Annotated in this window: 28 protein-coding genes; 18 read left to right on the top strand and 10 right to left on the bottom strand. The window is 64.9% G+C overall.

Annotated elements, in window-relative coordinates:
- Window positions 1–7: 7 nt before the first annotated feature.
- Genes HOY44_RS01525 through HOY44_RS01515 form a run of 3 tightly spaced genes read left to right on the top strand, consistent with a single transcriptional unit; the run spans window position 8 to window position 3,223 of the window.
- Complete coding sequence (locus tag HOY44_RS01525) at window positions 8–766, top strand: biotin--[acetyl-CoA-carboxylase] ligase (protein WP_502710690.1); 759 nt, start codon at window positions 8–10, stop codon at window positions 764–766.
- A 16-nt stretch (window positions 767–782) separates the two neighbouring features.
- Window positions 783–1,562 carry a type III pantothenate kinase gene (locus tag HOY44_RS01520; protein ID WP_287432629.1) on the top strand — a complete coding sequence of 260 codons (780 nt, stop codon included), beginning with the start codon at window positions 783–785 and terminating at the stop codon, window positions 1,560–1,562.
- Complete coding sequence (locus tag HOY44_RS01515; protein ID WP_287432628.1) at window positions 1,559–3,223, top strand: ribonuclease J; 1,665 nt, start codon at window positions 1,559–1,561, stop codon at window positions 3,221–3,223. The genes HOY44_RS01520 and HOY44_RS01515 overlap by 4 nt, the downstream gene beginning before the upstream one ends.
- Window positions 3,224–3,374: 151 nt before the next feature.
- On the opposite strand, the gene HOY44_RS01510 is transcribed toward HOY44_RS01515, so the two are convergent.
- The 3 genes from HOY44_RS01510 to HOY44_RS01500 all read right to left on the bottom strand — a co-directional run bounded on the left by HOY44_RS01510 (window position 3,375) and on the right by HOY44_RS01500 (window position 5,900).
- Window positions 3,375–3,758 (bottom strand): hypothetical protein, encoded by a 384-nt coding sequence (locus HOY44_RS01510; RefSeq protein WP_287432626.1) that lies wholly within the window; start codon window positions 3,756–3,758, stop codon window positions 3,375–3,377.
- Between the two features lie 73 nt (window positions 3,759–3,831).
- Window positions 3,832–4,392, bottom strand: coding sequence for an HD domain-containing protein (locus tag HOY44_RS01505; protein ID WP_138422881.1), 561 nt, complete (start codon window positions 4,390–4,392; stop codon window positions 3,832–3,834).
- Between the two features lie 83 nt (window positions 4,393–4,475).
- The gene (locus HOY44_RS01500; RefSeq protein ID WP_287432624.1) at window positions 4,476–5,900 is read right to left on the bottom strand and encodes a DEAD/DEAH box helicase; all 1,425 of its coding nucleotides are present in this window, start codon (window positions 5,898–5,900) and stop codon (window positions 4,476–4,478) included.
- A gap of 197 nt (window positions 5,901–6,097) precedes the next feature.
- On the opposite strand from HOY44_RS01500, the gene HOY44_RS01495 reads away from it, so the two are divergent.
- On the top strand, window positions 6,098–6,517 hold the full coding sequence (locus HOY44_RS01495) for an OsmC family protein (protein ID WP_287432622.1): 420 nt from the start codon (window positions 6,098–6,100) through the stop codon (window positions 6,515–6,517).
- On the opposite strand, the gene HOY44_RS01490 is transcribed toward HOY44_RS01495, so the two are convergent.
- Both HOY44_RS01490 and HOY44_RS01485 read right to left on the bottom strand, forming a co-directional pair.
- Window positions 6,472–6,957 (bottom strand): hypothetical protein, encoded by a 486-nt coding sequence (locus HOY44_RS01490; RefSeq protein ID WP_287432621.1) that lies wholly within the window; start codon window positions 6,955–6,957, stop codon window positions 6,472–6,474. The genes HOY44_RS01495 and HOY44_RS01490 overlap by 46 nt on opposite strands.
- Window positions 6,958–7,048: 91 nt before the next feature.
- Window positions 7,049–7,540: a DUF6869 domain-containing protein gene (locus HOY44_RS01485; RefSeq protein WP_287432620.1), complete on the bottom strand. Its 492-nt coding sequence runs from the start codon at window positions 7,538–7,540 to the stop codon at window positions 7,049–7,051.
- A gap of 94 nt (window positions 7,541–7,634) precedes the next feature.
- Here HOY44_RS01485 and HOY44_RS01480 point away from each other — a divergent pair, with 94 nt between their 5' ends.
- Window positions 7,635–8,069, top strand: coding sequence for a GNAT family N-acetyltransferase (locus HOY44_RS01480; RefSeq protein WP_287432619.1), 435 nt, complete (start codon window positions 7,635–7,637; stop codon window positions 8,067–8,069).
- Here the strand turns inward: HOY44_RS01480 and HOY44_RS01475 are convergent.
- Together HOY44_RS01475 and HOY44_RS01470 are read right to left on the bottom strand one after the other, a co-directional pair.
- Window positions 8,066–8,695, bottom strand: coding sequence for a hypothetical protein (locus tag HOY44_RS01475; RefSeq protein WP_287432618.1), 630 nt, complete (start codon window positions 8,693–8,695; stop codon window positions 8,066–8,068). The genes HOY44_RS01480 and HOY44_RS01475 overlap by 4 nt on opposite strands.
- 24 nt (window positions 8,696–8,719) lie before the next feature.
- Entirely contained in the window at window positions 8,720–10,333 is a 1,614-nt protein-coding gene (locus HOY44_RS01470) for a peptide chain release factor 3 (protein WP_008327969.1), read from the bottom strand.
- Window positions 10,334–10,539: 206 nt separating this feature from the next.
- Here HOY44_RS01470 and HOY44_RS01465 point away from each other — a divergent pair, with 206 nt between their 5' ends.
- From HOY44_RS01465 to HOY44_RS01455, 3 genes are all read left to right on the top strand, one after another.
- Window positions 10,540–11,172, top strand: coding sequence for a hypothetical protein (locus tag HOY44_RS01465; RefSeq protein ID WP_287432616.1), 633 nt, complete (start codon window positions 10,540–10,542; stop codon window positions 11,170–11,172).
- A 53-nt stretch (window positions 11,173–11,225) separates the two neighbouring features.
- On the top strand, window positions 11,226–11,489 hold the full coding sequence (locus tag HOY44_RS01460) for a DUF7218 family protein (RefSeq protein ID WP_008327973.1): 264 nt from the start codon (window positions 11,226–11,228) through the stop codon (window positions 11,487–11,489).
- Between the two features lie 146 nt (window positions 11,490–11,635).
- Window positions 11,636–12,253, top strand: coding sequence for a HupA family protein (locus HOY44_RS01455; protein ID WP_138422895.1), 618 nt, complete (start codon window positions 11,636–11,638; stop codon window positions 12,251–12,253).
- Between the two features lie 57 nt (window positions 12,254–12,310).
- Here HOY44_RS01455 and HOY44_RS01450 read toward each other — a convergent pair whose 3' ends face one another.
- The gene (locus HOY44_RS01450; protein WP_287432615.1) at window positions 12,311–13,330 is read right to left on the bottom strand and encodes a Hint domain-containing protein; all 1,020 of its coding nucleotides are present in this window, start codon (window positions 13,328–13,330) and stop codon (window positions 12,311–12,313) included.
- A 254-nt stretch (window positions 13,331–13,584) separates the two neighbouring features.
- Here HOY44_RS01450 and HOY44_RS01445 point away from each other — a divergent pair, with 254 nt between their 5' ends.
- From HOY44_RS01445 to HOY44_RS01415, 7 genes are all read left to right on the top strand, one after another.
- On the top strand, window positions 13,585–14,364 hold the full coding sequence (locus HOY44_RS01445) for an SDR family oxidoreductase (RefSeq protein ID WP_040884274.1): 780 nt from the start codon (window positions 13,585–13,587) through the stop codon (window positions 14,362–14,364).
- Window positions 14,365–14,452: 88 nt separating this feature from the next.
- Window positions 14,453–15,577, top strand: coding sequence for an ABC transporter ATP-binding protein (locus HOY44_RS01440; RefSeq protein WP_287434714.1), 1,125 nt, complete (start codon window positions 14,453–14,455; stop codon window positions 15,575–15,577).
- 121 nt (window positions 15,578–15,698) lie between these two features.
- Window positions 15,699–15,914, top strand: coding sequence for a twin-arginine translocase TatA/TatE family subunit (locus HOY44_RS01435; RefSeq protein ID WP_008328002.1), 216 nt, complete (start codon window positions 15,699–15,701; stop codon window positions 15,912–15,914).
- Window positions 15,915–15,949: 35 nt separating this feature from the next.
- Window positions 15,950–16,693 (top strand): Sec-independent protein translocase protein TatB, encoded by a 744-nt coding sequence (tatB, locus tag HOY44_RS01430; RefSeq protein WP_287432613.1) that lies wholly within the window; start codon window positions 15,950–15,952, stop codon window positions 16,691–16,693.
- Window positions 16,690–17,613 (top strand): twin-arginine translocase subunit TatC, encoded by a 924-nt coding sequence (tatC, locus tag HOY44_RS01425; protein ID WP_287432612.1) that lies wholly within the window; start codon window positions 16,690–16,692, stop codon window positions 17,611–17,613. The genes tatB and tatC overlap by 4 nt, the downstream gene beginning before the upstream one ends.
- The gene (locus HOY44_RS01420; RefSeq protein ID WP_008328007.1) at window positions 17,613–18,455 is read left to right on the top strand and encodes an ATP-binding protein; all 843 of its coding nucleotides are present in this window, start codon (window positions 17,613–17,615) and stop codon (window positions 18,453–18,455) included. The genes tatC and HOY44_RS01420 overlap by 1 nt, the downstream gene beginning before the upstream one ends.
- 111 nt (window positions 18,456–18,566) lie before the next feature.
- On the top strand, window positions 18,567–19,571 hold the full coding sequence (locus tag HOY44_RS01415; protein ID WP_287432610.1) for a fatty acid desaturase: 1,005 nt from the start codon (window positions 18,567–18,569) through the stop codon (window positions 19,569–19,571).
- A 188-nt stretch (window positions 19,572–19,759) separates the two neighbouring features.
- Here the strand turns inward: HOY44_RS01415 and serS are convergent, their stop codons facing one another.
- Complete coding sequence (gene serS / locus HOY44_RS01410) at window positions 19,760–21,052, bottom strand: serine--tRNA ligase (protein WP_287432608.1); 1,293 nt, start codon at window positions 21,050–21,052, stop codon at window positions 19,760–19,762.
- A gap of 315 nt (window positions 21,053–21,367) precedes the next feature.
- On the opposite strand from serS, the gene HOY44_RS01405 reads away from it, so the two are divergent.
- Entirely contained in the window at window positions 21,368–22,489 is a 1,122-nt protein-coding gene (locus tag HOY44_RS01405) for a GNAT family N-acetyltransferase (RefSeq protein WP_287432607.1), read from the top strand.
- A gap of 90 nt (window positions 22,490–22,579) precedes the next feature.
- Complete coding sequence (locus tag HOY44_RS01400) at window positions 22,580–23,704, top strand: cobalamin-independent methionine synthase II family protein (RefSeq protein ID WP_287432606.1); 1,125 nt, start codon at window positions 22,580–22,582, stop codon at window positions 23,702–23,704.
- A 116-nt stretch (window positions 23,705–23,820) separates the two neighbouring features.
- Here HOY44_RS01400 and HOY44_RS01395 read toward each other — a convergent pair whose 3' ends face one another.
- Window positions 23,821–24,612 (bottom strand): TIGR00266 family protein, encoded by a 792-nt coding sequence (locus HOY44_RS01395; protein ID WP_287432605.1) that lies wholly within the window; start codon window positions 24,610–24,612, stop codon window positions 23,821–23,823.
- 295 nt (window positions 24,613–24,907) lie between these two features.
- On the opposite strand from HOY44_RS01395, the gene yajC reads away from it, so the two are divergent.
- Window positions 24,908–25,201 carry a preprotein translocase subunit YajC gene (gene yajC / locus HOY44_RS01390; RefSeq protein WP_040885374.1) on the top strand — a complete coding sequence of 98 codons (294 nt, stop codon included), beginning with the start codon at window positions 24,908–24,910 and terminating at the stop codon, window positions 25,199–25,201.
- Window positions 25,202–25,235 lie beyond the last annotated feature (34 nt).

Here is a 25,235-nt window from a genome sequence, read left to right as displayed (position 1 = left end):
CGGAGACCTGAGTGTGAGCGGAGACTGGCCCCACGGCTACGGCTACCTGCCCTTGGGCGAGGTGACCTCGACATTGGACGAGGCGCGGGCGCGTGTGGGCGAAATGTCGGGGCCGACATGGATCACCGCGACGCACCAGACCGCCGCACGTGGGCGGCGCGGTCGGCCATGGTCGAACCCCGCCGGCAATTTCGCGGGCACTCTGGTCCTGCCGAATCTGACCGACCCCGCGTCCGCCGCGCTGCGCTCGTTCACCACCGCGCTTGCGCTGGACGAGGCGCTGACGACGCTTACCGGACGGCCCGAAGCCTTCGCGCTCAAATGGCCGAATGACGTGCTTCTGAACGGCAGCAAACTTGCCGGGATATTGCTCGAAAGCCTGACCGAGCGGGGGCACCTGACCGGACTCGTCATCGGGATCGGCGTGAACCTCGCCTCGGCCCCGGACCCCTGTGCGCTGGAACCCGGTGCGCTGGCGCCGGTGTCGCTCATGGGTGAAACCGGGTTGTCGGTGACCCCCGACGATTTTCTCGAGGCTCTGGCACCGGCTTTCGCCCGGTGGGAGGCGCAGTTGCGCCAATACGGCTTCGCGCCGATCCGCACCGCATGGCTCGCCCGTGCCGCCCGCATCGGAGAGACCGTGACCGCGCGCTTGCCGGGCGACGAGATCACCGGCACATTCCGCACGGTGGACGAAGCGGGTCATCTTGTCTTATCCACGCCCAAAGGCGAACGCGCCATCGCGGCGGGGGATGTGTTTTTCTGACTGCCGGGAGGCGCCGATGCTGCTCACCATCGACTGTGGCAACACCAATACCGTGTTCACGCTGTGGCAGGGGGACGAGGTGCTTTGCACCCTGCGCACCTCGACCGCGCACCAGCGCACCGCAGATGCCTATTGGGTCTGGTTCTCGACCCTCGTGAAGCACCACGGGATCGACCCCAAGGTCGAGGGCGTCATCATCTCGTCCACGGTGCCGCGCGTGGTGTTCAACCTGCGCGTCTTCACCGACCGCTTCTTCAACCTGCGCCCGCTTGTGGTCGGGCGGCCCGACTGCCTGCTGCCCATCGACGTGCGGGTCGATGCGGGCACGCAGGTCGGCCCCGACCGTCTGGTCAACACCGTCGCGGGTTACACCCAGTATGGCGGCGACCTCATCATCGTGGATTTCGGCACCGCGACGACCTTCGACGTGGCCGACAGCGACGGGGCCTATATCGGCGGGGTCATCGCGCCGGGTGTGAACCTGTCGCTCGAGGCGCTGCACATGGCCGCTGCCGCGTTGCCGCACGTGGATATCACGCACCCCGACAAGGTCATCGGCACCAATACGGTGGCCTGTATGCAATCGGGGATCTTCTGGGGCTATGTCGGCCTCATCAAGGAAATCTCCAGCAGGATCATGGAAGAACGCGACCGCGAGATGAAGGTGATCGGGACCGGGGGCCTCGCCCCTCTGTTCCAGTCCCACGCGCCCGTGTTCGACCGGTTCGAGGACAACCTGACCATGCATGGTCTCAAGGTGATCTACGAACACAACAGAGAGCAGGGTACCCTATGAGCAAGAACCGTTTGATCTACCTGCCCCTCGGCGGCGCGGGCGAGATCGGGATGAACGCCTATGTCTACGGCTACGGCGCGCCGGGCAAGGAACGCCTGATCCTCGTGGACCTCGGCGTCACCTTTCCGGATATGGAGACGACGCCGGGCGTCGACCTCATCATGGCGGACGTGTCTTGGCTGGTCGAGAATCGCGACCGGCTGGAGGCGATCTTCATCACCCATGCGCATGAGGATCACGTGGGCGCCATCGGGCGGCTATGGTCGGAACTGCGCGTGCCGGTCTATGCCCGCGCCTTCACCGCGCATCACGCGCGTCGTAAGATGGAAGAGGCGGGGCAGGACCCGGACGAGGTCATCACAGCCGCGGCCTATCCGGAAAAGATCGAGGTCGGGCCGTTCAAGGTGGCCTTCGTGCCGATCAGCCATTCGATCCCCGAAAGCGCGGGGCTGGTGATCGACACGCCTGCGGGACGGATCGCGCATTCCGGCGACTTCAAGATCGACCTCGAACCGGGCGTCGGCGAAGCCTTCGACGAGGCGATCTGGCGCGAGGCGACGGGGGGCCGCGTGCGGGCCTTCATGTGCGACTCGACCAACGTGTTCTCGCCCAAACCCGGCCGGTCCGAGGCCGAGCTTGGCCCCGAGATCACCAAGCTGGTCGCGGATGCGCCGCATATGGTGGTGGCGACGACCTTTGCCTCCAACGTGGCGCGGGTGAAGACGCTTGCAGAGGCCGGGCAGGCCGCCGGCCGGTCGGTCTGTCTTCTGGGCCGTGCCATGCGCCGCATGATCGAAGCCTCGGTCGACACCGGCGTGCTTACGGATTTCCCCGAGACGGTGACGCCGGAAGACGCCCGCGACATCCCGCGCGAGAGCCTGATGCTGATCGTGACCGGGTCGCAGGGCGAGCGGCGGGCGGCCACCGCGCAGTTGAGCCGGGGCAAGTATCTGGGGCTGGAGATGAAAGAGGGCGACACGTTCCTGTTTTCCTCCAAGACCATTCCAGGGAACGAACGCGGCGTGATCCGCATTCTGAACGCCTTTTCCGAAATGGGCGTGGATATCGTGGCGGATGACGACCGCTATCACGTCTCGGGCCACGCCAACCGCCCCGATCTGGAGCGGATGCACCGGATCGTGGGGGCCGAGACCGTAGTGCCGATGCACGGCGAACACCGCCACCTGCGCGAACACGCGAAACTCGCCAAGGCGAACGGGTTCCAGTCGATCGTGGCGGTGAACGGCGCGATGGTCGATCTGACCGGGGCCACGCCGCATGTGGTCGAACATATCGAGGCGGACCGGGTGTATCTGGACGGCAAGGTCATCATCGGGGCGCTGGACGGGATCGTGCGCGACCGCATCCGCATGGCGTTGAACGGTCATGTCATCGTCAACGCGATCATCGAGGACGACGCGGCCCTCGGCGATCCGTGGGTCGAGGTCATGGGTCTGCCCGAAGTCGGCGAGAGCCGTGCGCCGCTGGTCGATGTGCTGGAAGAGGATCTGGGTCAGTTCCTGGGTCGTGCGGGCCGCAAGACGCTGGCGGATGACGACAAGCTGGAAGAAGAGCTGCGCCGCATTGCGCGCAAAGTGACGCAGGACGAGATCGGCAAGAAGGCCGAGGTCACGGTCGTCATCTCGCGTCTGGAAGAGTAGGGTCGGCAAGCGGTGCGGGGCCAGGGCCCCGCGCAGGTTTTGCGCCGCCCCGCCTTCGGCGGGCCGTCGCGGTAGGGGGCCAGCCCCCTTGGCCTCATTTGCAGGCAAATGAGGCCCACCCCCGAGGTTTCTTGAAACAGAGAAGAGGGACTTAGCGCGCGGCGCAGACGGTGACGCGTTTGCCCGTCCAGCAGCCGCCCGCGCCCATGGTCAGGTCGTCGCCGAGGTAGCCCTGCGCATGGGTCGCGCCGGGGGTGCCGTTCCAGTGGGCCTGTGCGGTGCCGTCGCCTGCCGGGCTGACTTCGGCGAAGTAGTTGCCCAGATAGACGTCACGGTCGGTGTTGATCCAGAAGCGCCCGGTGCCGTCGTTCTCCATCCAGATCGGACAGGTGCCGTCTCGCATGTCGAGATAGGTCGTGCCGTCGACGACGAGCTTGCAGGAGCCCTTGATGACATAGGGGTCGGCGGTGGCGGCGGTTGCGCAAAGGGTCGTCGCCACGGCGAGGATGGCGTGGAGGGGCAGAGGGCGCGGCATGGGTGTGGTCCGGGAAATGGGTTAACGATACCCAGACTATACGCGCGGCTTCGACCTTGGCGAGCGGTTTCGCTCAGGCCGCCGCTTCGAGCGCCGCGACGGTCTCGGCCAGCCTGTCGGACAGCGGGCCGGGGCGGATCTCGGTCAACCGGTCGGCCAGTTGGCGGTAGTACCACAGCGTGCCCGTGCGTTTCGCGGTGAACCGGTCGAATACGCCGGGGCCCTGTTCGCGAAGATCGGTCAAGATGGCGGTGGCGTTGTGCAGCTTGTCGCAACTGGTGACGAGCAGCGCGTCCTCGCCCTTGGTGGCGAGCGAGGCGATGTAGCGATCCTTGCGCCACTGCCAGTCCTCCTTGTCCTGCTGGACCGAGTCGGAACAGGCGAGCACGATGTCGGCCACGCGAGCGCCATAGGTGGCGCGGATCATGTCGGCGGTGTCCTGCCCGCCCTGATCCTCGACCGCGTCGTGCAGAAGGCCCGCGATCGCCTGATCCTCGTCCCCGCCGTATTCGATGACGAGGGCCGAGACAGCCATGAGGTGAGAGATATAGGGGATGCCCGAGCCTTTGCGGGTCTGCGTGCGGTGCAGACGCGCGGCGAGGCTCAGAGCGTTTTCAAAACGATCTGTCAGCATAGGTTTTCCAATGATGTTGGGAGATGAGCGTTGCGCTCACCTTCAACATGGGGCCGTGCCGGGCAGGGGTCAACCCCTGCGCGTCAGGACCGGCGTTCTTCGAAGCTCTTGGCGATGAAGTCGGGCAGGTGGTCGCCCATGCCCGTCGGGGCGTCGTCGCGGCGGCCGCCACGGCCCGAGGGCTTCCCGCGCGAACGGGTGTCGGACCGGGATTTGGATGCCTCTTCCGACTTGGCGGGTGCGTCGTCGCGGGCCGGTTTGTCGTCACGGGCCGGTTTGTCTTCGCGCGCGGGCTTGTCCGACGGTTTTGATCGCGCGGATTTCTTCTCGGGCTTCGGGGTCTCTTCCACCGGAGCGTCGCCCAGCGGGCTTTCGATGCGCGGGATTTCCTTTTCGATCAGGCGTTCCACCGCGTCGAGGTTCTTTTCGTCGCGCGGCTCGCAGATCATCACGGCCTTGCCCTTGCGCCCGGCGCGGCCCGTGCGGCCGATCCGGTGAACGTAGTCCTCGGCATGGCCCGGCACGTCGAAGTTGAACACGTGGCTGACGGCGGGCACGTCGAGGCCGCGGGCGGCCACGTCGGAGGCGACGAGGAAGCGCAGGGTGCCGTCGCGAAAGCCCTGCAACGTCTCCATCCGCTTGGACTGGTCCAGATCGCCGTGGATCGGGGCCGCGTCGTAGCCGTATTTCTTGAGGCTCTTGGCCACCACGTCCACGTCCATCTTGCGGTTGCAGAAGATGATGGCGTTGGTGCAGGCCTCGCCCTCGCGGTCGATCAGCGCACGCAGCAGCCTACGCTTTTCGGTGGCCGCGCGGTCACGGCGCGAGGCTTTGAACTTGCAGACTTCCTGCGCGATGTTCTCGCCGGTGGTCGCCTGACGCGCCACTTCGACGCGGGCCGGGTTGGACAGGAAGGTATTGGTGATGCGCTCGATCTCGGAGGCCATCGTGGCGGAGAAAAACAGCGTCTGACGGGTGAAGGGCACGAGGCCGAAGATGCGTTCGATGTCGGGGATGAACCCCATGTCGAGCATCCGGTCGGCTTCGTCCACCACCATGACCTGCACGCCGGTCAAAAGCAGCTTGCCGCGCTCGAAATGGTCGAGCAGGCGGCCGGGCGTGGCGATCAGCACGTCGACGCCGCGGTCGATCAGCTGGTCCTGTTCCTTGAAGCTCACGCCGCCGATCAGGAGCGCCTTGGTCAGTTTCACATGCTTGGCGTAGGTGTCGAAGTTTTCGGCGACCTGCGCGGCGAGTTCCCGGGTCGGGCACAGCACCAGCGACCGGGGCATGCGCGCACGGGCGCGGCCACGGGCCAGCATGGTAATCATCGGCAGGGTGAACGAGGCGGTTTTGCCCGTCCCGGTCTGGGCGATCCCCAGCACGTCACGCCCTTCGAGCGCGGGCGGAATGGCGCCGGCCTGAATCGGGGTGGGGGTCTCATAGCCAGCCTCTTCGACGGCTTTGAGAACTTTCGGGCTAAGGTTCAGATCGGAGAATTTTGTCAATGACGGGTCCTTCGCGTGAGTTGGCGGCTGTCTGGCCGCTTCTCTCCGCGCGGCCCGCCCGACCGGATTGCCGGGCATCCTTTGGGCGGTTCTCTACGCGTCCGCGCATGAAAGGTCAAGAAAGGCTCGTGTCGGGAACAGCCGCGCGTGCGATCACGTTGGTTCAGGATGACAAAAGAGGAAAAAGGAAGACAGCCATGATTAAGAAACACGGATCCGCAGAGTGGAGCGGCGGGCTTCAGGACGGCACCGGCACGGTTTCGACGCAAAGCGGCGTGTTGAACGCGGTGCAATACGGATTCAACAAACGCTTCGGGGATGAGCCGGGCACCAACCCCGAGGAACTGATCGGCGCGGCCCATGCCGCCTGTTTCTCGATGGCCCTGTCCAACATTCTGGGCGAGAGCGACATCGTGCCCGACAAGATCGAAACGACGTCGACCATTCACCTCGACATGAGCGACGGCCCGAAGGTCGTGAAGGCGCATCTGGACGTGAAGATCAAGGCGCCGGGCGACAAGGACAAGGTGATGGAGGCCGCGAAAATGGCCGAGCAGGGCTGCCCGATCAGTCAGCTTCTGGATTGTGAAATCACGATGGATGCCGAGATCGAGTGATCTCGCGCCTCACAGGTCGGCGATCCGTGCCCCGCGCAGGATCGCCGCCTGCCACGTCTCGGGTCGTCGACCAGTTCGAGCGCGCCGATGACGGAAATGCGCTGGCCTTCTTCGATCAGCACGTCCTCGTCCAGCTGGATCTGGAGCGATGCGCCATGGTCGGGCTGGCCGCAGAACGGGCAGTCGCCCATATCCGACACCAACAGCAGATCGCGGCCCGCGACGCCCGGAAACATCGGGACGGCATAGCCCGTGATGCGGAACTCCTGCGCACCGTTACGGATGGCGTCCGGGTAGGTCTTTTTGACCGTGTAGCTCGTGTCCGAAATGACCTCGTCCACCTCGATTGCGGCCAGCAGCGCCCAAGGGTCGTCATTGGCCCAAAGCGGCGTGGTCGGAACGGCGAACGCTGCGAGAGTGAGCAGGCTGGTGGAGCGCATGGGGGCCTCACGAAAGGTCTGTTGCCAGCACCTTAGGGTGGCGCGGTCCTGGGGCAACGCCGAATTTCCGGGCGGGCGGCTTTCCGCCGGGTCAGGTGAGCCCGACCGCCGGGGGCAGCTCGTCGTTGTCGACGGCTTCGGGCTCGGCAGCCACCGCGCGGATGCGGGCCTTCAGCATCGCGGGCCCGCCGCCTTCGGCCCAGAGCATCGACAGGGCCAGCCGGAACCGTGGCGCACGGTTTGCGCGGTCGTCGATTTCGGTCAGGAGGTCGGTGCCATGACTGTCCATCAGTTCCTGTAGTGGGCCTGCCGCCACGATCTCGAGATCCTCGGGGTCGTCGCAGGCCGCAAGCACCGCGCAGATCGCATCGAGCGCGAGGCCCGGTTTTCGCTGGATCAGGGCTTCGAGCAGGAGATCGGTCCAGTAGTCGGGGTGAGCGTCGAAAGCCTCGGTTTCATAGGTCGCGCGCAGGAAGCCGAGGTAACGCGCACCGAACCTGTCGAGCGGCAGGTCGCCTTCGGGAAGGCTGTCGTCTGTCACGCCGAGGGCGTCGGCGATGAAATGGCGGTCAATGGCTGTCATCTGTGCAGGCCTACGTGATTGAGGGCGACAAGGCGAGAGGTGGATTTGCGAACGCGCCTGTCCGAAGTAACGTCGGGCAAAGGACGGAGGTTGCATGGACGACGATATAGACGTGCGCCGGCTGGGGCCGGTCGATATCGAGGCGATCCTATCCAGCGACGCCTTCGATCATCCGGCCCGGCCGGATCAGGCCCGCGCCTTTCTGGACGCGCCCGACACGGCGATCATCGGCGCCCTCGACGGCGACCGGATGATCGGGTTCGCCAGCGCGACGGTGCTTCTGCACCCCGACAAGCCGCCGATGCTGTTCGTGAACGAGGTCGGGGTGAACGAAGGGTTCCGCAAAAGGGGCATCGCCACCCGGCTGGTCGAAGCATTGATCGACTGGGCGCGCGCCTATGGCTGCGAGGGCATCTGGCTCGCCACGGAAGAGGACAACGCCGCGGCGCGCGCGCTCTACCGCAAACTGGACGCGCGCGAGACGACGGGGGTCGTGGTGTTCGACTGGGACGGCGCGCTGGAGCGTTAGGGGGCCGACAGGCTTGGATCGAGCGCCGGGACATACCCGCCCGCAAGCGCGGCGACGGTGGGGGCGGGGGTCAGCACGGTGACCTCGCCGCGCGGGCGCGTGGCGCGGTCGCGGTAGCCGCCGGGGGTGAAGCGCCGAATGAAACCGCCCTGCACGATCCACGGCGCGCCCTCATGGCGGATGAAGGCCCCGTCGGGCAGGGTGCTCGCTTGCGCGACATGGGTGATCTGCGTGCGGTCACGCCGGACCCGCGCCCGGTGCAAAGCCCGGTCGATCTGCGGTGCGCGGTCGATGCCCGACGCCCTGCGGAACGCGTCGAAGGCGTCGCGCCGGCAGTAGCCGCAAGGCCGATGCCCGGCGGCGAGCGCCACCGCTTCGTCCAGAAAGAACAGGGGCGTCCAGGCGTTCTGCGGCTGCGGCCCGTGATAGCGCCCGCGCGGGTGCTCCAACGCGCAGATGATCCACGCGTGGTGCGACCAGCGCCGTGCGCCCAGCCTCCCGGCGTCGTCGAAGGTGAGGATACCCCGGTTCCCCGTGAAGCAGCCCCGCGCGGGGTCCACGACGATCCTGCCGTCCGGCATCACGCGGTTCTGAAGCGGCACGTTCCCTCCGGCTTTGGTATCCAAGCCTCCCGGCACTGGGCGGGGAGGTCACTCCCCATGCAATTCCTTCGTCGCGGTCAGGGTCAACTCGGGATAGTCCCGTTCGACCCGGTCGATGTCCCATTGCAGGCGCGTCAGGAAGACTGGGTCACCGTCGTTGTCATACCCGATGTGCTGTTTGTTCGCCTCGACCAGCTTGTCCTGTGCCGCTTTTGGCCCCGAGAACCAACGGGCGGATTTGAACTGCGTCGCTTCGAAGCGGACCGGGATGCCGTATTCCAGCTCGATCCGGCTTGCGAGCACCTCGAACTGAAGCTGGCCGACGACACCGACGATGAAGCCGGAGCCGATCATCGGTTTGAACACCTTGGCCGCGCCTTCTTCCGCGAACTGCATCAGGGCCTTTTCGAGGTGCTTGGCTTTCATCGGGTCGGTCGCCCGGACGCCTTGCAGCAATTCCGGCGCAAAGGACGGGATGCCGGTGACGCGCAGCGCCTCACCCTCGGTCAGCGTGTCACCGATGCGCAGCTGCCCGTGGTTCGGGATACCGATGATGTCGCCCGCCCAAGCCTCTTCCGCCAACTCGCGGTCGGAGGCCAAGAACATCACCGGGTTCGAAATCGCCATCGGTTTCTTGGACCGCACATGCATCAGCTTCATGCCGCGCTTGAAATGGCCCGAGGCCATGCGCACGAAGGCCACGCGGTCGCGGTGCTTGGCGTCCATGTTCGCCTGCACCTTGAAGACGAAGCCCGCGACCTTGTCCTCTTCCGGCGCGATCTGGCGCGGCTCGGCGGACTGCGGCTGCGGCTCGGGCCCGTATTCCGCGATCCCGTCCATCAGTTCCTTGACCCCGAACGAGTTGATGGCGGAGCCGAACCAGATCGGCGTCATCTGACCCGCCATGACCTCGGCCGGGTCCATCGCGGGCAGCAGCTCGCGCGCCATCTCGACCTCTTCGCGCAACTTCTCGAGCAGATGAGCGGGGACGAGTTCGGCGAGTTTCGGATCGTCCAACCCGTCTATCTTGATCGACTCGGCCACCTTGTTGCGGTCGGCCCGGTCCATCAGCTCCAGCCGGTTGTGCAGCATGTCGTAACAGCCGAGGAAATCGCGGCCCACACCGATGGGCCACGAGGCGGGCGTCACGTGGATCGCCAGCATTTCCTGAATTTCGTCGATGATCTCGAACGTGTCGCGGCTTTCCCGGTCCATCTTGTTACAGAAGGTCAGGATCGGCAGGTCGCGCATCCGGCAGACCTCGAACAGCTTCTGGGTCTGGCTTTCCACGCCCTTGGCCCCGTCGATCACCATGACCGCCGCATCGACCGCGGTGAGCGTGCGATAGGTGTCCTCGGAAAAGTCAGAGTGGCCGGGGGTGTCGACCAGATTGAAGCGGAATTTGCCGAAGTCGAAGGACATCGCCGAGGCCGAGACCGAGATGCCCCGGTCCTTTTCCATCTGCATGAAGTCCGAGCGCGTGCGCCGCGCCTCGCCTTTTGCACGTACCTGTCCGGCCATCTGAATCGCGCCGCCATAGAGAAGGAATTTCTCGGTCAGCGTCGTCTTGCCCGCATCGGGATGCGAGATGATGGCGAAGGTGCGCCGCCGAGCGATTTCGGCGGGCAGGTTCGGGCGGTTGGGTGTGGCGGCGTCCAGCATGGGGCGGGATATATCCTTGGCCCCTCGCGCAAACAATGGGGCTTTCAGCGCGTCATGCTCCGGGCGACATCCGCGTTTTTTGTACCGATTGTTTCAAATGCCGCACCAATTCCGCATTTCAGCCAGATTCCCCCACTAGTTCGTACACAGCGAAACGAAAGAAACGAACAATTTCGTTCAACAAGAGCAGAACTAAAGAGGCAGTCATGGAACGCATCATTCGTGCAGGCGCGCTTGTGGTCCTGATCGCGGGGGCTTCGGGATGCACCGCGACCAAACAGGCGCTGGAGCTTTACGACCGGGCGACCGAATTCAACCGGATCGAAGACGTGAACGACTCGCTCGGCGCCAGTGCGGCAGCCGACATCGCGGCACGCTCCGGCACGGCGATCTATACCGGGCAGACCGGCTTCGGCGGCATGGTCGACGACACGAACAACGTGGTCATCAGCGCCCCGATTTCCCTGACCGCCGATTTCGACCGGCTCACGGTCGAGGGCGAAATCACCGACATGATGGTCAGCGAACTGACCGACACCGAAATCGCGGACCTGAGGGCGGGGCGGGCCAAGATCAGCACGATCCTCAAATCGGGCAAGGCCGCGACCGGGACGATCGAACTGGCGGGCACCATCGGCGGGGCCGACATCGTCGTCGAAACCTCCGGCACGGCCCAGACCAGCAGCGATGCCTATGACGTGTCCGGCGACGTCGCCGGGACGTTCCGCGGCTCGGACGCGCAGGGCATCGCGCTGGACGAAACCGACAGCTTCCGCGTGACCAAGAACGGCACGGCGCTGCAACGCTCGATCTTTCAGGCCGAACTCGAAGCCGAGTGACGCCGGGAACGCGGCGCGGGTTCAGGCGTTCTCCTGTCAAAAGGAGAGTGCCCATGACCCGCGATCACGGACCCAGCATCAAGGACGACGAAACCTATCAGGCCTTGCGTGACGATGGCGCGAGCAAGGAAAAGGCCGCCCGTATCGCCAATGCCCGTGCGAACGACGACATGCAGCCGTCGAAGAAGGGCGGCAAGGCTGCGGCCTATGAGGATTGGACGAAAGACGAGCTGTATGACCGGGCGAAAGAGATCGGCATCGACGGCCGCTCCGACATGACCAAGGCCGAATTGATCCGTGCGCTCCGGCGCCACTAGGCCGGCCCCCATATCTTGCGTTTCCGACGCAGGAAAAACCCAAATGCCACGACCTGTGGCCATTTGATCCATCCCTGTCGTTTTGGATTGACCGGTTCGCGTGCTCGGCTAGCGTTACGGCAATTCAACAACCAGAAGGGGACATCATGAAACTCATTCGTACTGCATTCCTCATGGGCACGGCGGCTGTCGCCCTGTCCGGCTGTGCCGCGCTTTCGGTGCTGACTCAGGCGCAGAACTTCGCCGAAGTGAAAGACCAGGTCGACGCACTGTCCACCACCACGACCATGCCGACCAGCGGGTTCGCTGTTTACGAAGGCAACACCGTGATCGGTGCCGATTACGGCTCCAACGACAACGTCGTGCTTCTGGGCGACGCCGAACTGACCGCGACCTTCACGTCGACGGGCGGCACGATGGTCGGAACGCTCGACAACTTCTCGGGCCTCGTGCTGACCGACGCACAGCGCACCCAAGTCGAGAACGGCAACGTGCCGGACGACATCATCAGCGCGGCCAAGAGCGCCTCGGGCGACGTCGCGATCACGGGTGGTGTCATCGCAGGCTCCGCCGTCGCCGCGAACTCGTCGGGAACCGTGCGCATGGACGGCAGCGATTTCGCCGTGTCCGGCAACGTGATCGGGGAATTCCGGGGCACTGACGCCGCGGCCGTTCAGCTGACCGAAGGCGCTACCTTCAACATGACCCGCGACGGGGTGAACCCGACGACCGGGTCCACGATCGAGGTCGACGCGGTTCAGTAAGGCCGCTCGACACGACGGGAAACGAAGCGGCGGCCCCTCGGGGTCGCCGTTCTTCGTTCAGTTCGACGATATCCGCCGCAACACTTCGACCGCGTCGCCGCGTCTGAGCAAGTCTTTCTCGCGCAATTCGAAGGCGTCGAGCGCGGCCTGTTTCGGCGGCAGGGCCGACAGACGCTCGGCCACCGCATCGGGCAGGGTGGCGCGCGTCACGGTGTCGGCGAACAGGCTCTCGGACGCGATCCCTTCGGCATAGATGATCTCGTGCTGGTCGAAGAGCACCTGAACGTAATCCACGAACCCGCCCGGCGTCTGCGTCACGGTCGTGCCGTTGACCAGCAACCCGGCCTTCACCAGAAGCTCGCGCCGACCCACGCCAAGCGCCGAGATGCGCTGGTAGATGAACAGGCGGTGGTTCGGGCTGACGATCAGGTCGTTCACGTTATGGAGCGCCCCGGCGGCAATGCGGATCGGGGCGAAAGCTCCTTCGGCCCGCACCGTCTGCATCCCGACCCAACGCACCTCCTGCGCGCCGGAATCGCGGGTCAGCACGCGGTCGCCGGGTTTCAGATCCTCGACCGGAACCTGCCGCCCGTTGGCCATGGTGATATGCGTGCCGCGCGTAAAGGAAACGGTGGCGGCCTCGGCCAGACGCTGCCGCCCGTTTTCGCGGTCGATGGTGACGAGCGTGTAGGGCGTGCGCGGGGCGAGCGGGGCGAGCGGGTGCAGATAGACCTCGGCGATCGTGCCGCTTTCCCCCTCGACTTCGACGAGGATCAGCGCCTCGACCGTTTCGCCGTCGGGCGACATATAGGTCACGAGACTGTCGATGAAAACGGGCGCTCCGGGGGTGCCGACCGAGGTGGCTTCGCCCAGCGTGCAGGGCCCGTCCCCGGCCATCGCAAGCGACAGGTGAACGGGTGCGGCATCCGCCGCAAGTTCGTAGGAATCGTCGGGAACGAGGTCCGCGGCATCGGTCAGCGCGTCGCCCTCATTGACCCCGTGGGTCACACGGAACGCGCGTGACGGATAGACCATCAATTGCCGGACCGGCAGGTGATCGTAGAGGTCTTTCGACATGGCAGCTTCCCCGGCGGGCAATTCGCCCCCGCAACATTCCTGGCGCGCCCCCACCGCCAGACTTGAAGTTAGGGCCAAGACACAGCTTTGGTCAACAAATCCTTGTTTTCGCACCGCTTTGGCCTTGAAAGGCAGGTGAATTGTCGCTGTTTGGTAAACAGATGGCGCAACGCGGCGGATTTGGCGCGGTGCCGTGGGCATGGGCGAATCGCGCGCGCGGTGCTAGCCAAAGCCTCAAACAGACGGAGGGTCACATGGATTTCGGTATCAAGGGTAAACGGGCGCTGGTCTGCGCGAGTTCCAAGGGTCTTGGGCGCGGCTGCGCCGAGGCGCTGGCCGGTGAGGGCGTGAACCTCGTCATCAACAGCCGCACCGCCGAAGTGCTGGAGCAAACGGCGCAGGAGATCCGCGACCAGTACGGGGTCGAGGTGATCGCCGTGGCGGCCGACATCACGACCGAGGAAGGCCGGGCCAAGGTGCTGGAGGCCGCCGGGCAGATCGACATTCTCGTCAACAACGCGGGCGGCCCGCCGCCGGGCGTCTGGACCGACTGGGACCGCGACGATTTCATCAAGGCGCTGGATGCCAACATGCTGACGCCCATCGCGCTCATCAAGGCGCTGGTGCCGGGGATGATGGAGCGGGGCTGGGGCCGCGTGGTCAACATCACCTCGCGCGCCGTGCGTGCGCCGCTGGCGCCGCTCGGCCTGTCCAACTCGGCCCGCGCGGGCCTGACCGGCTATGTCGCCGGAACCTCGCGCCAGATCGCCAAGTCCGGCGTGACGATGAACAACCTTCTGCCCGGTATGCACGACACCGACCGGGTGAAGTCGCTGGACGAAAACGCCGCCAAGGCGCAGGGCATCAGCTTCGACGAGGCGCGCGCCAAGCGGATTGCGGGCAGCGTCATGGGGCGCGACGGCACGCAGGACGAATTCGGCGCGGCCTGCGCGTTCCTGTGCTCGACCCAGGCCGCGTTCATCACCGGCCAGAACCTGCTTGCCGATGGCGGCGAGGTGAACCTCACGATGTGAGGACGCCCTGCGACCAGTGGCCGCCCCTTTCACCGGGGGCGGTCCGCTTGCCGCTGGCCGCGCCGCCTGCTATCTGCCTGTAAGTCCGATGGTTTTCATCGGATATAAGAGGCTCACTTTGACCGAGGCACCCCGGCTCGAAATCACCAGCATCACCCGCCGGTTCGGCGGGCGTCCGGTCGTGGACGACGTGTCGCTCACGGTGATGCCGGGGCAGGTGACATGCCTTCTGGGGCCGTCGGGCTGCGGCAAGTCCACCACGCTCAGGATCATCGCCGGGGTCGAACGCGCCGACGAGGGCGAGATCAGGATGGACGGCAAGCTGATCGCCGGGGGCGGCGTGCTCGTCCCGCCCGAAGCGCGCGGCACCGGCCTGATGTTTCAGGATTTCGCCCTGTTTCCGCATTTGTCGGTCGGCGACAACGTGGCCTTCGGCCTGTCGGGGACGCGGACCGAGAAGCGTCTCAGGGTGCGGGAACTGCTCGAAAAGGTCGGGCTGCACCGCTATGTCGACAATTTCCCGCATGAACTGTCGGGCGGCGAGCAGCAGCGCGTCGCACTTGCCCGCGCGCTGGCCCCGCGCCCCAAGATCATGCTGATGGACGAGCCGTTCTCGGGTCTCGACAACCGGCTGCGCGACGGGATTCGCGACGAAACGCTTGCGGTTCTGAAGGACGAAGGGACGGCGGTTCTGCTCGTCACCCACGAGCCGGAAGAGGCGATGCGTATGGCCGACGAGATCGCGCTCATGCGCCGGGGCCGGATCGTGCAGCGTGGCGCACCCTACAACATCTACAACGCGCCGGTCGACCGCGAGGCGGCGGCGTTCTTCTCGGACGTGAACGTCATCAAGGGCGTGGTGAAGGGGGCCTTGACCCACACCGCGTTCGGCCAGTTCCTCGCCCCCGGTTACCCGGACGGGGCGGAGGTCGAGATCGTGATCCGGCCCCAGCACCTGAGAATCGACTTCGACCGGGGCGGGCAGGGGCCTTCGCCCACCCCGGACCACGGCGTCTGGGCCCCCGCCACGGTCGCGCGCGCGCGGTTCGTCGGCACCGAATCCATCGTCGATTTCGTGATGGAGGATGCCTCGACCCTCAAGGCGACCGTTCCGAACGTGTTCCTGCCGAAACCGGGCACGACGCTCTGGGTCGCGATCCGCCGGGATCGCTGTTTCGTGTTCCCGGCAGGCGGCAAATCCGCGCAGCGGTAACGATCCCGTGCATTTTATTGCTCATGCGGCCCCTTTGGGGGTTTGATCTTTTCGGGCAAACCAATAAATACGGTGAACGCAAGGGGCGCGGGAGATGAGCGCCCCGAAAGGGAGACTTCCAATGCTGAACAACATCGGGCTTCCGGGCCTCATCCTGATCGCGGTCGTGGTGCTCGTGCTTTTCGGTCGCGGCAAGATCTCGTCGCTGATGGGCGAAGTGGGCAAAGGCATCACCTCGTTCAAGAAAGGCATCGACGACGGCAAGGCCGAGATCGAGAACGAGAAAGCTGACAGCGCGCGCGACGTGACGCCCGAGGGCGAGAAAGACAAGGCCTGAGCCTCATTCTTCCCGTCTGACAAAGGGCACAGTCCATGCTCGACATCGGTATGACCGAGCTCTTGCTGATCGGCATCGTCGCGCTGATCGTGGTGGGGCCGAAAGACCTCCCCGGCATGTTTCGCACGCTAGGCCGTTTCACCGCCAAGGCACGTGCCTTGGGGCGCGAATTCACGCGCGCGATGAACGACGCGGCTGACCAGTCGGGGATGAAAGACGCGGCCGACGGGCTCAAGGCCGCGGCCAATCCCAAGAAATTCGGAATGGACAAGCTGACCGAAGCGGCCTCGAATTTCGAGAAATGGGACCCGATGAAGCCTTCGGGCAAGGCCAAGGACGACAGCCCCAAGATCGTGGACCCTGAGCGTGAGGCCGACGTGGCCAAGATCCGCGAAGCGACACGCAAGGCGGGTCAGGCCAAACTCGACGCCGAAAAGGCCGCGAAAGAGGCCGAGGCGGAGGGCGAGGCGAAGCCGGCCGCGAAGAAAGCCCCGGCCAAGAAATCCGCGGCCAAGACGACGACCGCGCGCAAGACGACCAAGGCCGCGCCCGCCAAGTCGCCGGCTGCGAAGAAGCCGGCCGCGAAAAAACCTGCGGTCAAGACGGCCACCGCGAAATCCGCGACGACGGCCAAGAGCACGACACCCAAGACCCCGGCGAAAAAGCCCACCGCGAAATCGACGCCTGCGAAAACTTCGGCCGCGAAGCCCGCGGCCAAGGCCCCGGCGAAAAAGACGACGCCGCGCAAAGCACCCGCCAAGAAGGCTGCCTCTGAATGAGCGACACCGACGAGATGGAGGCCAGCTCGGCCCCGCTGATCGAGCATCTGGCCGAACTGCGCACCCGTCTGATCTATTCCGTCCTCGCCTTCATCGTGGCGATGGTGATCTGTTTCACCGTCTGGAACCCAGTGTTCAACTTCCTGACGCAACCGCTGTGCGAAGCGCAGTCTGCTGCCGGGGATGACTGCGGCCTGATCCTCATCAAGCTGCAAGAGGGCTTCTTCCTCGCCGTGTCGATCTCGCTTTTGGGTGGGCTCGTCCTGTCCTTCCCGATCATCTCCTACCAGATGTGGCGCTTCGTGGCGCCGGGCCTTTACAAGAACGAAAAATCGGCCTTTCTGCCGTTCCTGTTCGCCTCTCCGGTCATGTTCTTCCTCGGCGCGGCCTTCGCGTTCTACGTGGTCACGCCGCTGGCCTTCGACTTCTTCCTGGGATTCCAGCAGGACGGCACACTCACGAGCGATGGCGACATCACCAACACGACGGCGGGCGTCGCCTTTCAGGGGTCGGCGCAGGAATACCTCAAGCTCACGATCAAGTTCATCGTCGCCTTCGGGCTGTGCTTCCAGCTTCCCGTGCTGCTTACGCTGATGGGCAAGGCGGGACTGGTGTCGTCCAAGGGCCTGCGCTCGATGCGCAAATACGCGGTGGTCGGCATTCTGGTGCTCGCCGCCCTCGTCACCCCGCCGGACGTCATCACGCAGGTGATCCTGTTCGTCGTGGTCTACGGCCTTTACGAAATTTCGATCCAGCTCGTGAAGCGGGTCGAAAAGCAGCGCAAGGAAAAGCTTCAGGCTGAAGGTCTGTGGTTCGAGGATGACGATGAAGAGGCGGACGACCCGCTTATCGCCGAGTTCGACGAAGAAGACGGCACGGCCAAGGCGGACGACGACCCCGGCGCGGTCAACAAGGACTGATGACGGACGAGGCGCTCACCCGCATCGCCGAGGCGTTGGAACGGATCGCGCCAGCCCCGCTGGCCGCGCCCGATTTCGACGGGGCCGACGCCTTCGTCTGGCACACCGACCCGGATCGGCTGGTCCCCGTCGCGCGGGTCAACCGCGTCGACATCGCCCTTCTGATCGGGGTCGACCGCGCCCGCGACACGCTTCTCGCCAATACGCAGCAGTTCGCGCGCGGTCTGCCTGCGAACAATGCGCTTCTCTGGGGCGCGCGCGGCATGGGAAAATCGTCTCTCGTCAAAGCGGTGCATGCCGCAGTCAATGTGGACAACCCGGTGAAGATCGTCGAGTTGCAGCGCGAGGATCTGCCGAGTGTCGGGCGCCTGCTTGCCCATCTTCGCGGTAGCGATCACCGCTTTATCCTGTTCTGCGACGACCTGTCGTTCAGCCATGACGACGAGCATTACAAGAGCCTCAAGGCCGTGCTCGACGGCGGGATCGAGGGGCGGCCCGAGAATGTGGTGCTCTACGCCACGTCGAACCGCCGCCACCTCATGCCCCGCGACATGATCGAAAACGAACGCTCCACGGCGATCAGCCCGTCCGAGGCGACCGAGGAGAAGGTCTCGCTCTCGGACCGCTTCGGCCTTTGGCTGGGCTTTCACCCCTGTTCGCAGGACGAATACCTCGCCATGATCCGCGGCTATTGCGATGCACACGGGGTCACCATCGACGACGATGATCTGCGCGCACAGGCGATCGAATGGCAGGCGACGCGCGGCGGGCGCTCAGGCCGGGTCGCTTGGCAGTTCTTTCTCGATCTGGCCGGGCGAGTGGGCGTCAAACTGCCACAGTGATCGTTTACTCACCACCTGTGCCTTGCAAATCGTGAACCGAAATATAACCTCTGGCGTAATGGGTTAGACCGCAGCCACTGCCAGCGGTCTTAATGACTTTGGGGAATCATCATGGATGATCTGACCGTCCGACAGGCGTCCCGCGCCTATAACGAGAAGAACGACGCGCTTGCGTTCTTCAGCCTCGGCACGAACTTTCTGGTCTACTTCGGCTCGCTCTATCTGGCGATTCAGGCCGCGAACCTCGGGCTGTGGTGGCTCTATGCCCCGCTGGTGGTCGTCGTGGCCGTGTCGTCGGGGCGGCTTTACGTGCTCGAGCACGATTTCGGCCATCTCAGCTTCTTCTCGAAGAAACGCTGGAACGTGCTGGCGGGCCACGCCGTGTCGCCGTTCACATTGGCCGAATTCTACACGATGCAATACAACCACGATGAGCATCACCGCCAGATCGGCAACCTCGAACACCGCGAGGCGGGCGAGATTTTCACCATGACCGTGCGTGAATGGAACGAAGCGGGGTTCTGGAAGCGGCTATACTACCGCCTCTACCGCAACCCCTTCGTGCTGATCCCGCTCGGCGCCTTCTACACCTATTTCCTCGTCTGGCGGTTCCCGAAGAACACGATGAAGGTCGCGCCGAAATCGGTGCTGATCCACAACATCGTGCTGTTCGCGTGGTGGGGCCTCGTCTACCTGCTCGCGGGCTGGACCGGCGTGCTCACGATCTGGCTGTCGGTGTTCATCGCCGGGTGTCTTGGCGTGTTCCTCGTCTATCTTCAGCACAACTTCGAGGATACCTATTGGGATCGCCGCCCTGACCTGAGCTTCGACCAAGCCGCACTTCAGGGCGCCTCCTGCCTGTCCTTCGGGACGTGGTTCGATGAGGCCGTGGCGAACATCACCAAGCACGACATCCACCACCTGAACGCCTCGATCCCCTGCTACAAACTGCGGCAGGCGCACCGGGAGCTTGAAGATATCTTCCCGCTCCGGCGCATTTCCTTCCGCGAGGCGCTCCATGCGTTCACGCTGAAACTGTGGGACGAAGAGACCGACCAACTGGTCCCGTTCCCGAAGGAAAGGCAGATGGCGGCGGCACCGACCCCAGCGGAATAAGCCAGACACAAAAAGAAAAAGCGGCGTCTCTCGGGGCGCCGCTTCTCGTTTCAGGGCAGGTTTCGCCCCTTCTCTGGTCCGAAAATACTTCGGAGGGGTCGCCAGTGTCGCGCCATTGGTCCGAGCGACAATGGCGACGGGGGCTGGCCCCCCGCATCGGTCGGATTTCGCGCAAGCGAAATTCGAAATCAGGCCAGAGCGCCCTCGGCGGTGATCCGGGTCTTGCCGCCGAGATAGGGGTGCAGAACGCCCGGCAGCGTGACCGACCCGTCCGCTTCCTGCCCGTTCTCCAGCACCGCGATCAGGCAGCGCCCGACGGCCAGCCCCGAACCATTCAGCGTATGCACGTATTCGGGTTTGGCCCCGGCTTCGGGCCGGAACCGCGCGTTCATCCGCCGCGCCTGGAAATCGCCCGTTGTCGAGACCGAGGAAATCTCGCGATAGGTGTTCTGACCGGGCAGCCACACTTCGATGTCGTGCGTGCGCCGGGCACCGAAGCCGATGTCGCCGGTGCAGAGCTTCACGGTACGGTAGGGCAGTCCAAGCCGCTCCAGAATATCCTCGGCGCAGCGCGTCATGCGCTCGTGCTCGGCCTCGCTGTCCTCAGGTTTCGTCACCGACACCATCTCGACCTTCTCGAACTGGTGCTGACGCAGCATCCCCGCCGTGTCCTTGCCCGCGCTGCCCGCTTCCGATCGGAAGCACTGGGTATGCGCCACGTAGCGGCGCGGCAGGTAATCGGCCGAAATCGTCGCGCCGTTCACGATGTTGGTCAGCGTCACCTCGGCGGTCGGGATCAGCCACCAGCCGTTCGTGGTCTTGTAGCTGTCCTCACCGAATTTCGGCAGTTGCCCGGTGCCATACATCATCTCTTCGCGCACGAGGACGGGCGTGATCGTTTCGGTCAGCCCGTTCTCTTCGACATGCGTGTCGAGCATGAACTGCGCCAGCGCCCGGTGAAGCCGCGCCACCGCGCCCGAGAGCACCACGAAGCGCGAGCCGGAGAGTTTGGCGGCGGTCTCGAAATCCAGCCCGTCCTGAACGGCGGCAAGGTCATAGTGCTCCTTGGGCGCGAAATCGAACACACGCGGCGTGCCCCAGCGCCGAATCTCGACGTTGTCGTCCTCGTCTGCCCCGTCCGGCACGTCGTCCGCGATGACGTTGGGCAGGGTCATGAGAAGCTGGGTCAACTCTTCGTCCTTGGCCTTCGCTTCGTCGTTCAGCGCCGCGATATGCTTTTTCTTTTCAGCCACTTCCGCGCGCAGGCGTTCGAATTCCGCCTCGTCGCCGGAGGCTTTCGCGGCCCCGATTGCCTTGGCCGCCTTGTTGGCCTCGGCCTGCTCGGTCTCGGCTTTCAGGATCGCGGCCCGGCGCGCCTCGTCGATGGCCAGAACCTCGGCCGACACGCCGGACAACCCGCGACGCGTCATGGCGGCGTCGAAAGCTTCGGGATTGTCGCGGATGGTGCGAATGTCGTGCATCTTGGGCGGTCCTTGTCTGCGTTCGGCGTGGTTATGCCCGAAGCCGTGGCGGGACGCAAAGGGCGAAAGCACCGCTGGGAGGGCCGCAGTCGCCACGCCTCGGAGATGTGCCCCAAGGTGTCGCGCCGAACACCGCTCGCCGGGATGCGGTTTCGCGGCGGGCCGGGTGGGAGAGGGGCCGGTCGCCGCGCGCACCGGGATACCCCCGGCCTTTTGGGCGTGCCCATGTTCACCTTAATTTTTCCATGGAAAGGTCCGGTCCGGCGTGCATATGTGCGCGGGTCCGGTAACGAAGCCCCGACGAAAGCGCAGTAAATGGTATCCGAGCAGGTTCACATCGTCACCCAGTCCGAGGTCACGCCCGAAGCGTGGGATGGCGTCCTGTCAGCGCCGTGGCGCAGCCCGAAGCTGCTCTTCGCCTGGGCCAAGGCGATGGCGGCGCATTACAGCCGGATCGGCGCGCTCACGGTCGTGGTGGTCGGGCCCCTGAGCGAACCCAAGGCGCTGCTCGCCATGACGGTCGACAAGGGCTTCGTGCAGCGGCATCACTTCGTCGCGAATGACGATGGCGGCCTTTCGGTCCCGCGTCGCGATGACAGCGTTCTGCCGGCACTCGCCAAGGGCCTCATCGGCCTCGGGAAACCGGCCGATCTGGGCTATTACCCCGTCGAAGACCCGTTCATCGGTGAGGTGCAGAAGGCGGCACAGGGCAAGGCCAAGGTCGTGGTGCGGACCAAGGTCATTCCGGCGGCCCCCTGGCTCGACCTCGATGAAAGCTGGTCCGAACCCACCAACAACCTGCGCCGCAACATGCGGCAGTCGATCCGGCGCAACGAGCGGCGGATGCGGGAACTGGGCGAGGTGACGGTCGATTTCCTCGAACCCGCGACCGGGGCGGTGGACGGTCTGCTGGACACCGCGGTCGCGGTCGAGGCGAAAAGCTGGAAGGAACGCACCGGCACGGCCCTGACCCACGACCATCGGCAACAGGCCTTTTTCCGGGACTATGCCAAGGTGGTGGCGGGCGAGGGGCGTCTGCACGTCGCCTTCCTCCGGCTCGACGGCAAGGCGATCGCCATGAGCATCGGCGAGATCCGCGACAACGTCTTCTGGGCCTACAAGATCGGATATGACGAAGCCGTTGCCAAATACGGCCCCGGTGCGCTCATGCAATACTACCTGATCGGGCATCTCGCGGGGCGTGGCATCCAGCGGATCGAGATGCAGGGACACCTTCTGGAATACAAGAAGAACTGGACCGACAAGGCCATCGATACCGTCGCCGTGCGCATCTATCCCTATAATCCGCGGGGGGTCGCCGCGATGGGATACGACGCGATGCGACAGTTCGCGAAACGGCGCGAGGCGCGGCAGGAGGCGGCGGCGCGAGCGTCCAAATCCGCGGCGGCGAAGGCGGGCGCGGATAGGGACGCCTAGAGGCGCGCGCCCGGCGCGTATCCGGTTGTTTTTCCCCCGTCGCGGTGGTCTGGTGTGTCGGCACGATCAGAACAGGGACGGAGCCAGACCATGACCATCGAAACCACCCATGTCGGAAGCCTGCCGCGTGGTGACGCGCTGTCGGCGCTGCTCATCGCCAAGGACAAGGGCGAGGCATACGATGCCGCGGCATTCGAGGCGACGGTGGAAGAGGCCATTCGCGACGCGATCCGCCATCAGCGCGAGGCGGGCGTTTCGATCGTGTCGGACGGCGAGTTGGGCAAAGTCGGCTATTCGACCTATATGCAGGAACGCTTGTCGGGCTTCGGCGGACACATCGACCGCAAACCGGCCAAGGATCTGGCGGCGCATCCGAATCTGGCCAAGAAACTCAGCGCCATCATGGGGTCGCAGGAATTCACGCGGGCGTCCTGCATCGGTGAAGTGAAACTGGTGAACCTGCAACCGGCGCTGGATGATATCCGGCGGTTCAAGGAGGCGCTGGGGGCCGAGGCCGACACGGGCCGCGCCTTCATGAACGCCGCTTCGCCGGGGCTCATCACCGCGTTTCAGGTGAACAAGTATTACCCGTCGCACGAGGCCTATCTGGCCGATCTGGCGGCGGCCATGCGCCCCGAATACGAGGCTATTCTGGATGCGGGCTTCGACATCCAGTTCGACTGCCCCGACCTCGCCATGTCGGCCCACACCGGGTATCAGGATATGAGCCAGGACGAGTTCGTGAAAGTTGCCGCCGCCAATGTCGAGGCGCTGAACGCCGCGACGGAAGGTTTGCCGAAGGACAGGATGCGGATGCACCTGTGCTGGGGCAACTACGAAGGCCCGCATGACCATGATATTCCACTGGAAAAAGTGATCGACGTGGTGCTGTCGGCGAACCCCTCGACCATCCTGTTCGAAAGCGCGAACCCTTGTCACGAACACGAATGGACCGTCTGGCGCGATGCCGACATTCCCGACGACAAGGTGCTTGCGCCGGGCGTGATCGACACCTGTTCCAACTACGTCGAGCACCCCGAACTGGTGGCGCAGCGTCTTGGCCGGTTCATCGACATCGTGGGCGAAGACCGCGTGATCGCCTCCACCGATTGCGGCTTCGGCACCTTCGCAGGCTACGGCAAGATCGACCCGGAGGTGACGTGGAAGAAGCTGCGGAATTTGCGGCAGGGCGCGGATATCGCCTCGGCACGGTAAGGGGCGGATACCCCGTCAACCCGTGTCTGGCGCATGGCATGTCCATGCGCCATTCATATGAACCCCATGTGAGTCCGGTGCAGGGCCGCAGCCGTGACGGGTTGCGATCTCTGCCCTCACCGATCCCCGAACATATCCCCCAGACCGCCCAGCACCGAGCCTTCGCCCTTCTTGTTGCCGAGGCCCGGACCGGCGGCGCGTAGGACGCGGTCGGCGAGGCGGGAGAATGGCAAGGACTGGAGATAGACGGTGCCCGGCCCGCGCAGGGTGGCGAGGAAGATGCCTTCGCCGCCGAAGATCATCGACTTGAGGTTGCCCGCGCGTTCGATGTCGTAGTTCACGCTGCCGGTCATGGCGGCCAGACACCCGGTATCGACGCGCAGAACCTCGCCCGGGGCCAGCTCGCGTTTGATGACGGTGCCGCCGACGTGGATGAAAGCCATGCCGTCGCCGTTCAGGCGCTGGAGGATGAAGCCTTCGCCCCCGAAAAAGCCCGCGCCCAGCTTGCGTTGAAACACGATGTCGGTCGTGGTGCCGAAGGCCGCGCAGAGGAAGGCGTCTTTCTGACAGATGAGTTCGCCCCCCATCTCGGCCATGTCCACCGGGATGATCTTGCCGGGATAAGGTGCCGCGAAGGCTACGCGCTTCTTGCCCTGACCGTTGTTGGTGAAGTGGGTCATGAAGATCGACTCGCCGGTCAGCACGCGTTTGCCCACGTTCAGAAGCGAATCCATGATGCCGCCCGAAGGGCGCGCGCCGTCGCCCATGCGGGTCTCAAACCCGATGCCTTCGTCCATGTAGTTCATGGCGCCCGCCTCGGCGATGACGGTCTCGGCCGGGTCGAGTTCCACTTCGACGATCTGCATGTCGTCACCGAAAATTTCATAATCAACTTCATGGCATTGCATCGGGCGTCTCCCTTGGAAATCTGGTGGTCTGGAATTGGCGAAAGCCTAGCCGGGACGGTGTGACGATGCCAGACGGAATGGGCCTGTCGCCGCCGACGGCCCGGTCGCGGTTCGGACCTTTGCGCGCGCCCGCCCATTGCTTGCCATCACCCGGACGCCCATATAGGGTCCGCGCCAGCCAAAAGGGGCCGAACGGTCCCGCCTATGACAGGGCCGATCCGCCCAACAGACAAGGGACCAATCTATGCTCGTTTCGCCCGCATTCGCGCAGGCCGCCGCCCCCGCCGGGGGCCTCATGAACTCCATGCTCATCCCGATGGTGCTGGTGTTCGGCATCATGTATTTCTTCCTGATCCGGCCGCAGCAGAAGAAGGTGAAGGAAGACCAGAAGATGCGCGAGGCGCTGCGCCGGGGCGATCAGGTGGTCACGCAGGGCGGGATCATCGGCAAGGTGTCGAAGGTCAAGGAAGGCGAAGAGGTCGAGGTCGAGATCGCCGAGGGCGTCAAGGTCCGCGTGACCAAGGCCGCGATCCTTCAGGTCGTGTCCAAGACCGAACCGGCGGCCGAGCCGAAAAGCGCCAAGAGCTGATCGCGCTGAAACCACACGCAACATGACCGGCAGG

The organism is Maritimibacter sp. (assembly GCF_016774595.1).
Classification (GTDB): domain Bacteria; phylum Pseudomonadota; class Alphaproteobacteria; order Rhodobacterales; family Rhodobacteraceae; genus Maritimibacter; species Maritimibacter alkaliphilus.
The sequence above is the reverse complement of the archived record's forward strand: the minus strand, read 5'-3'. Positions and strand labels throughout refer to the sequence as shown.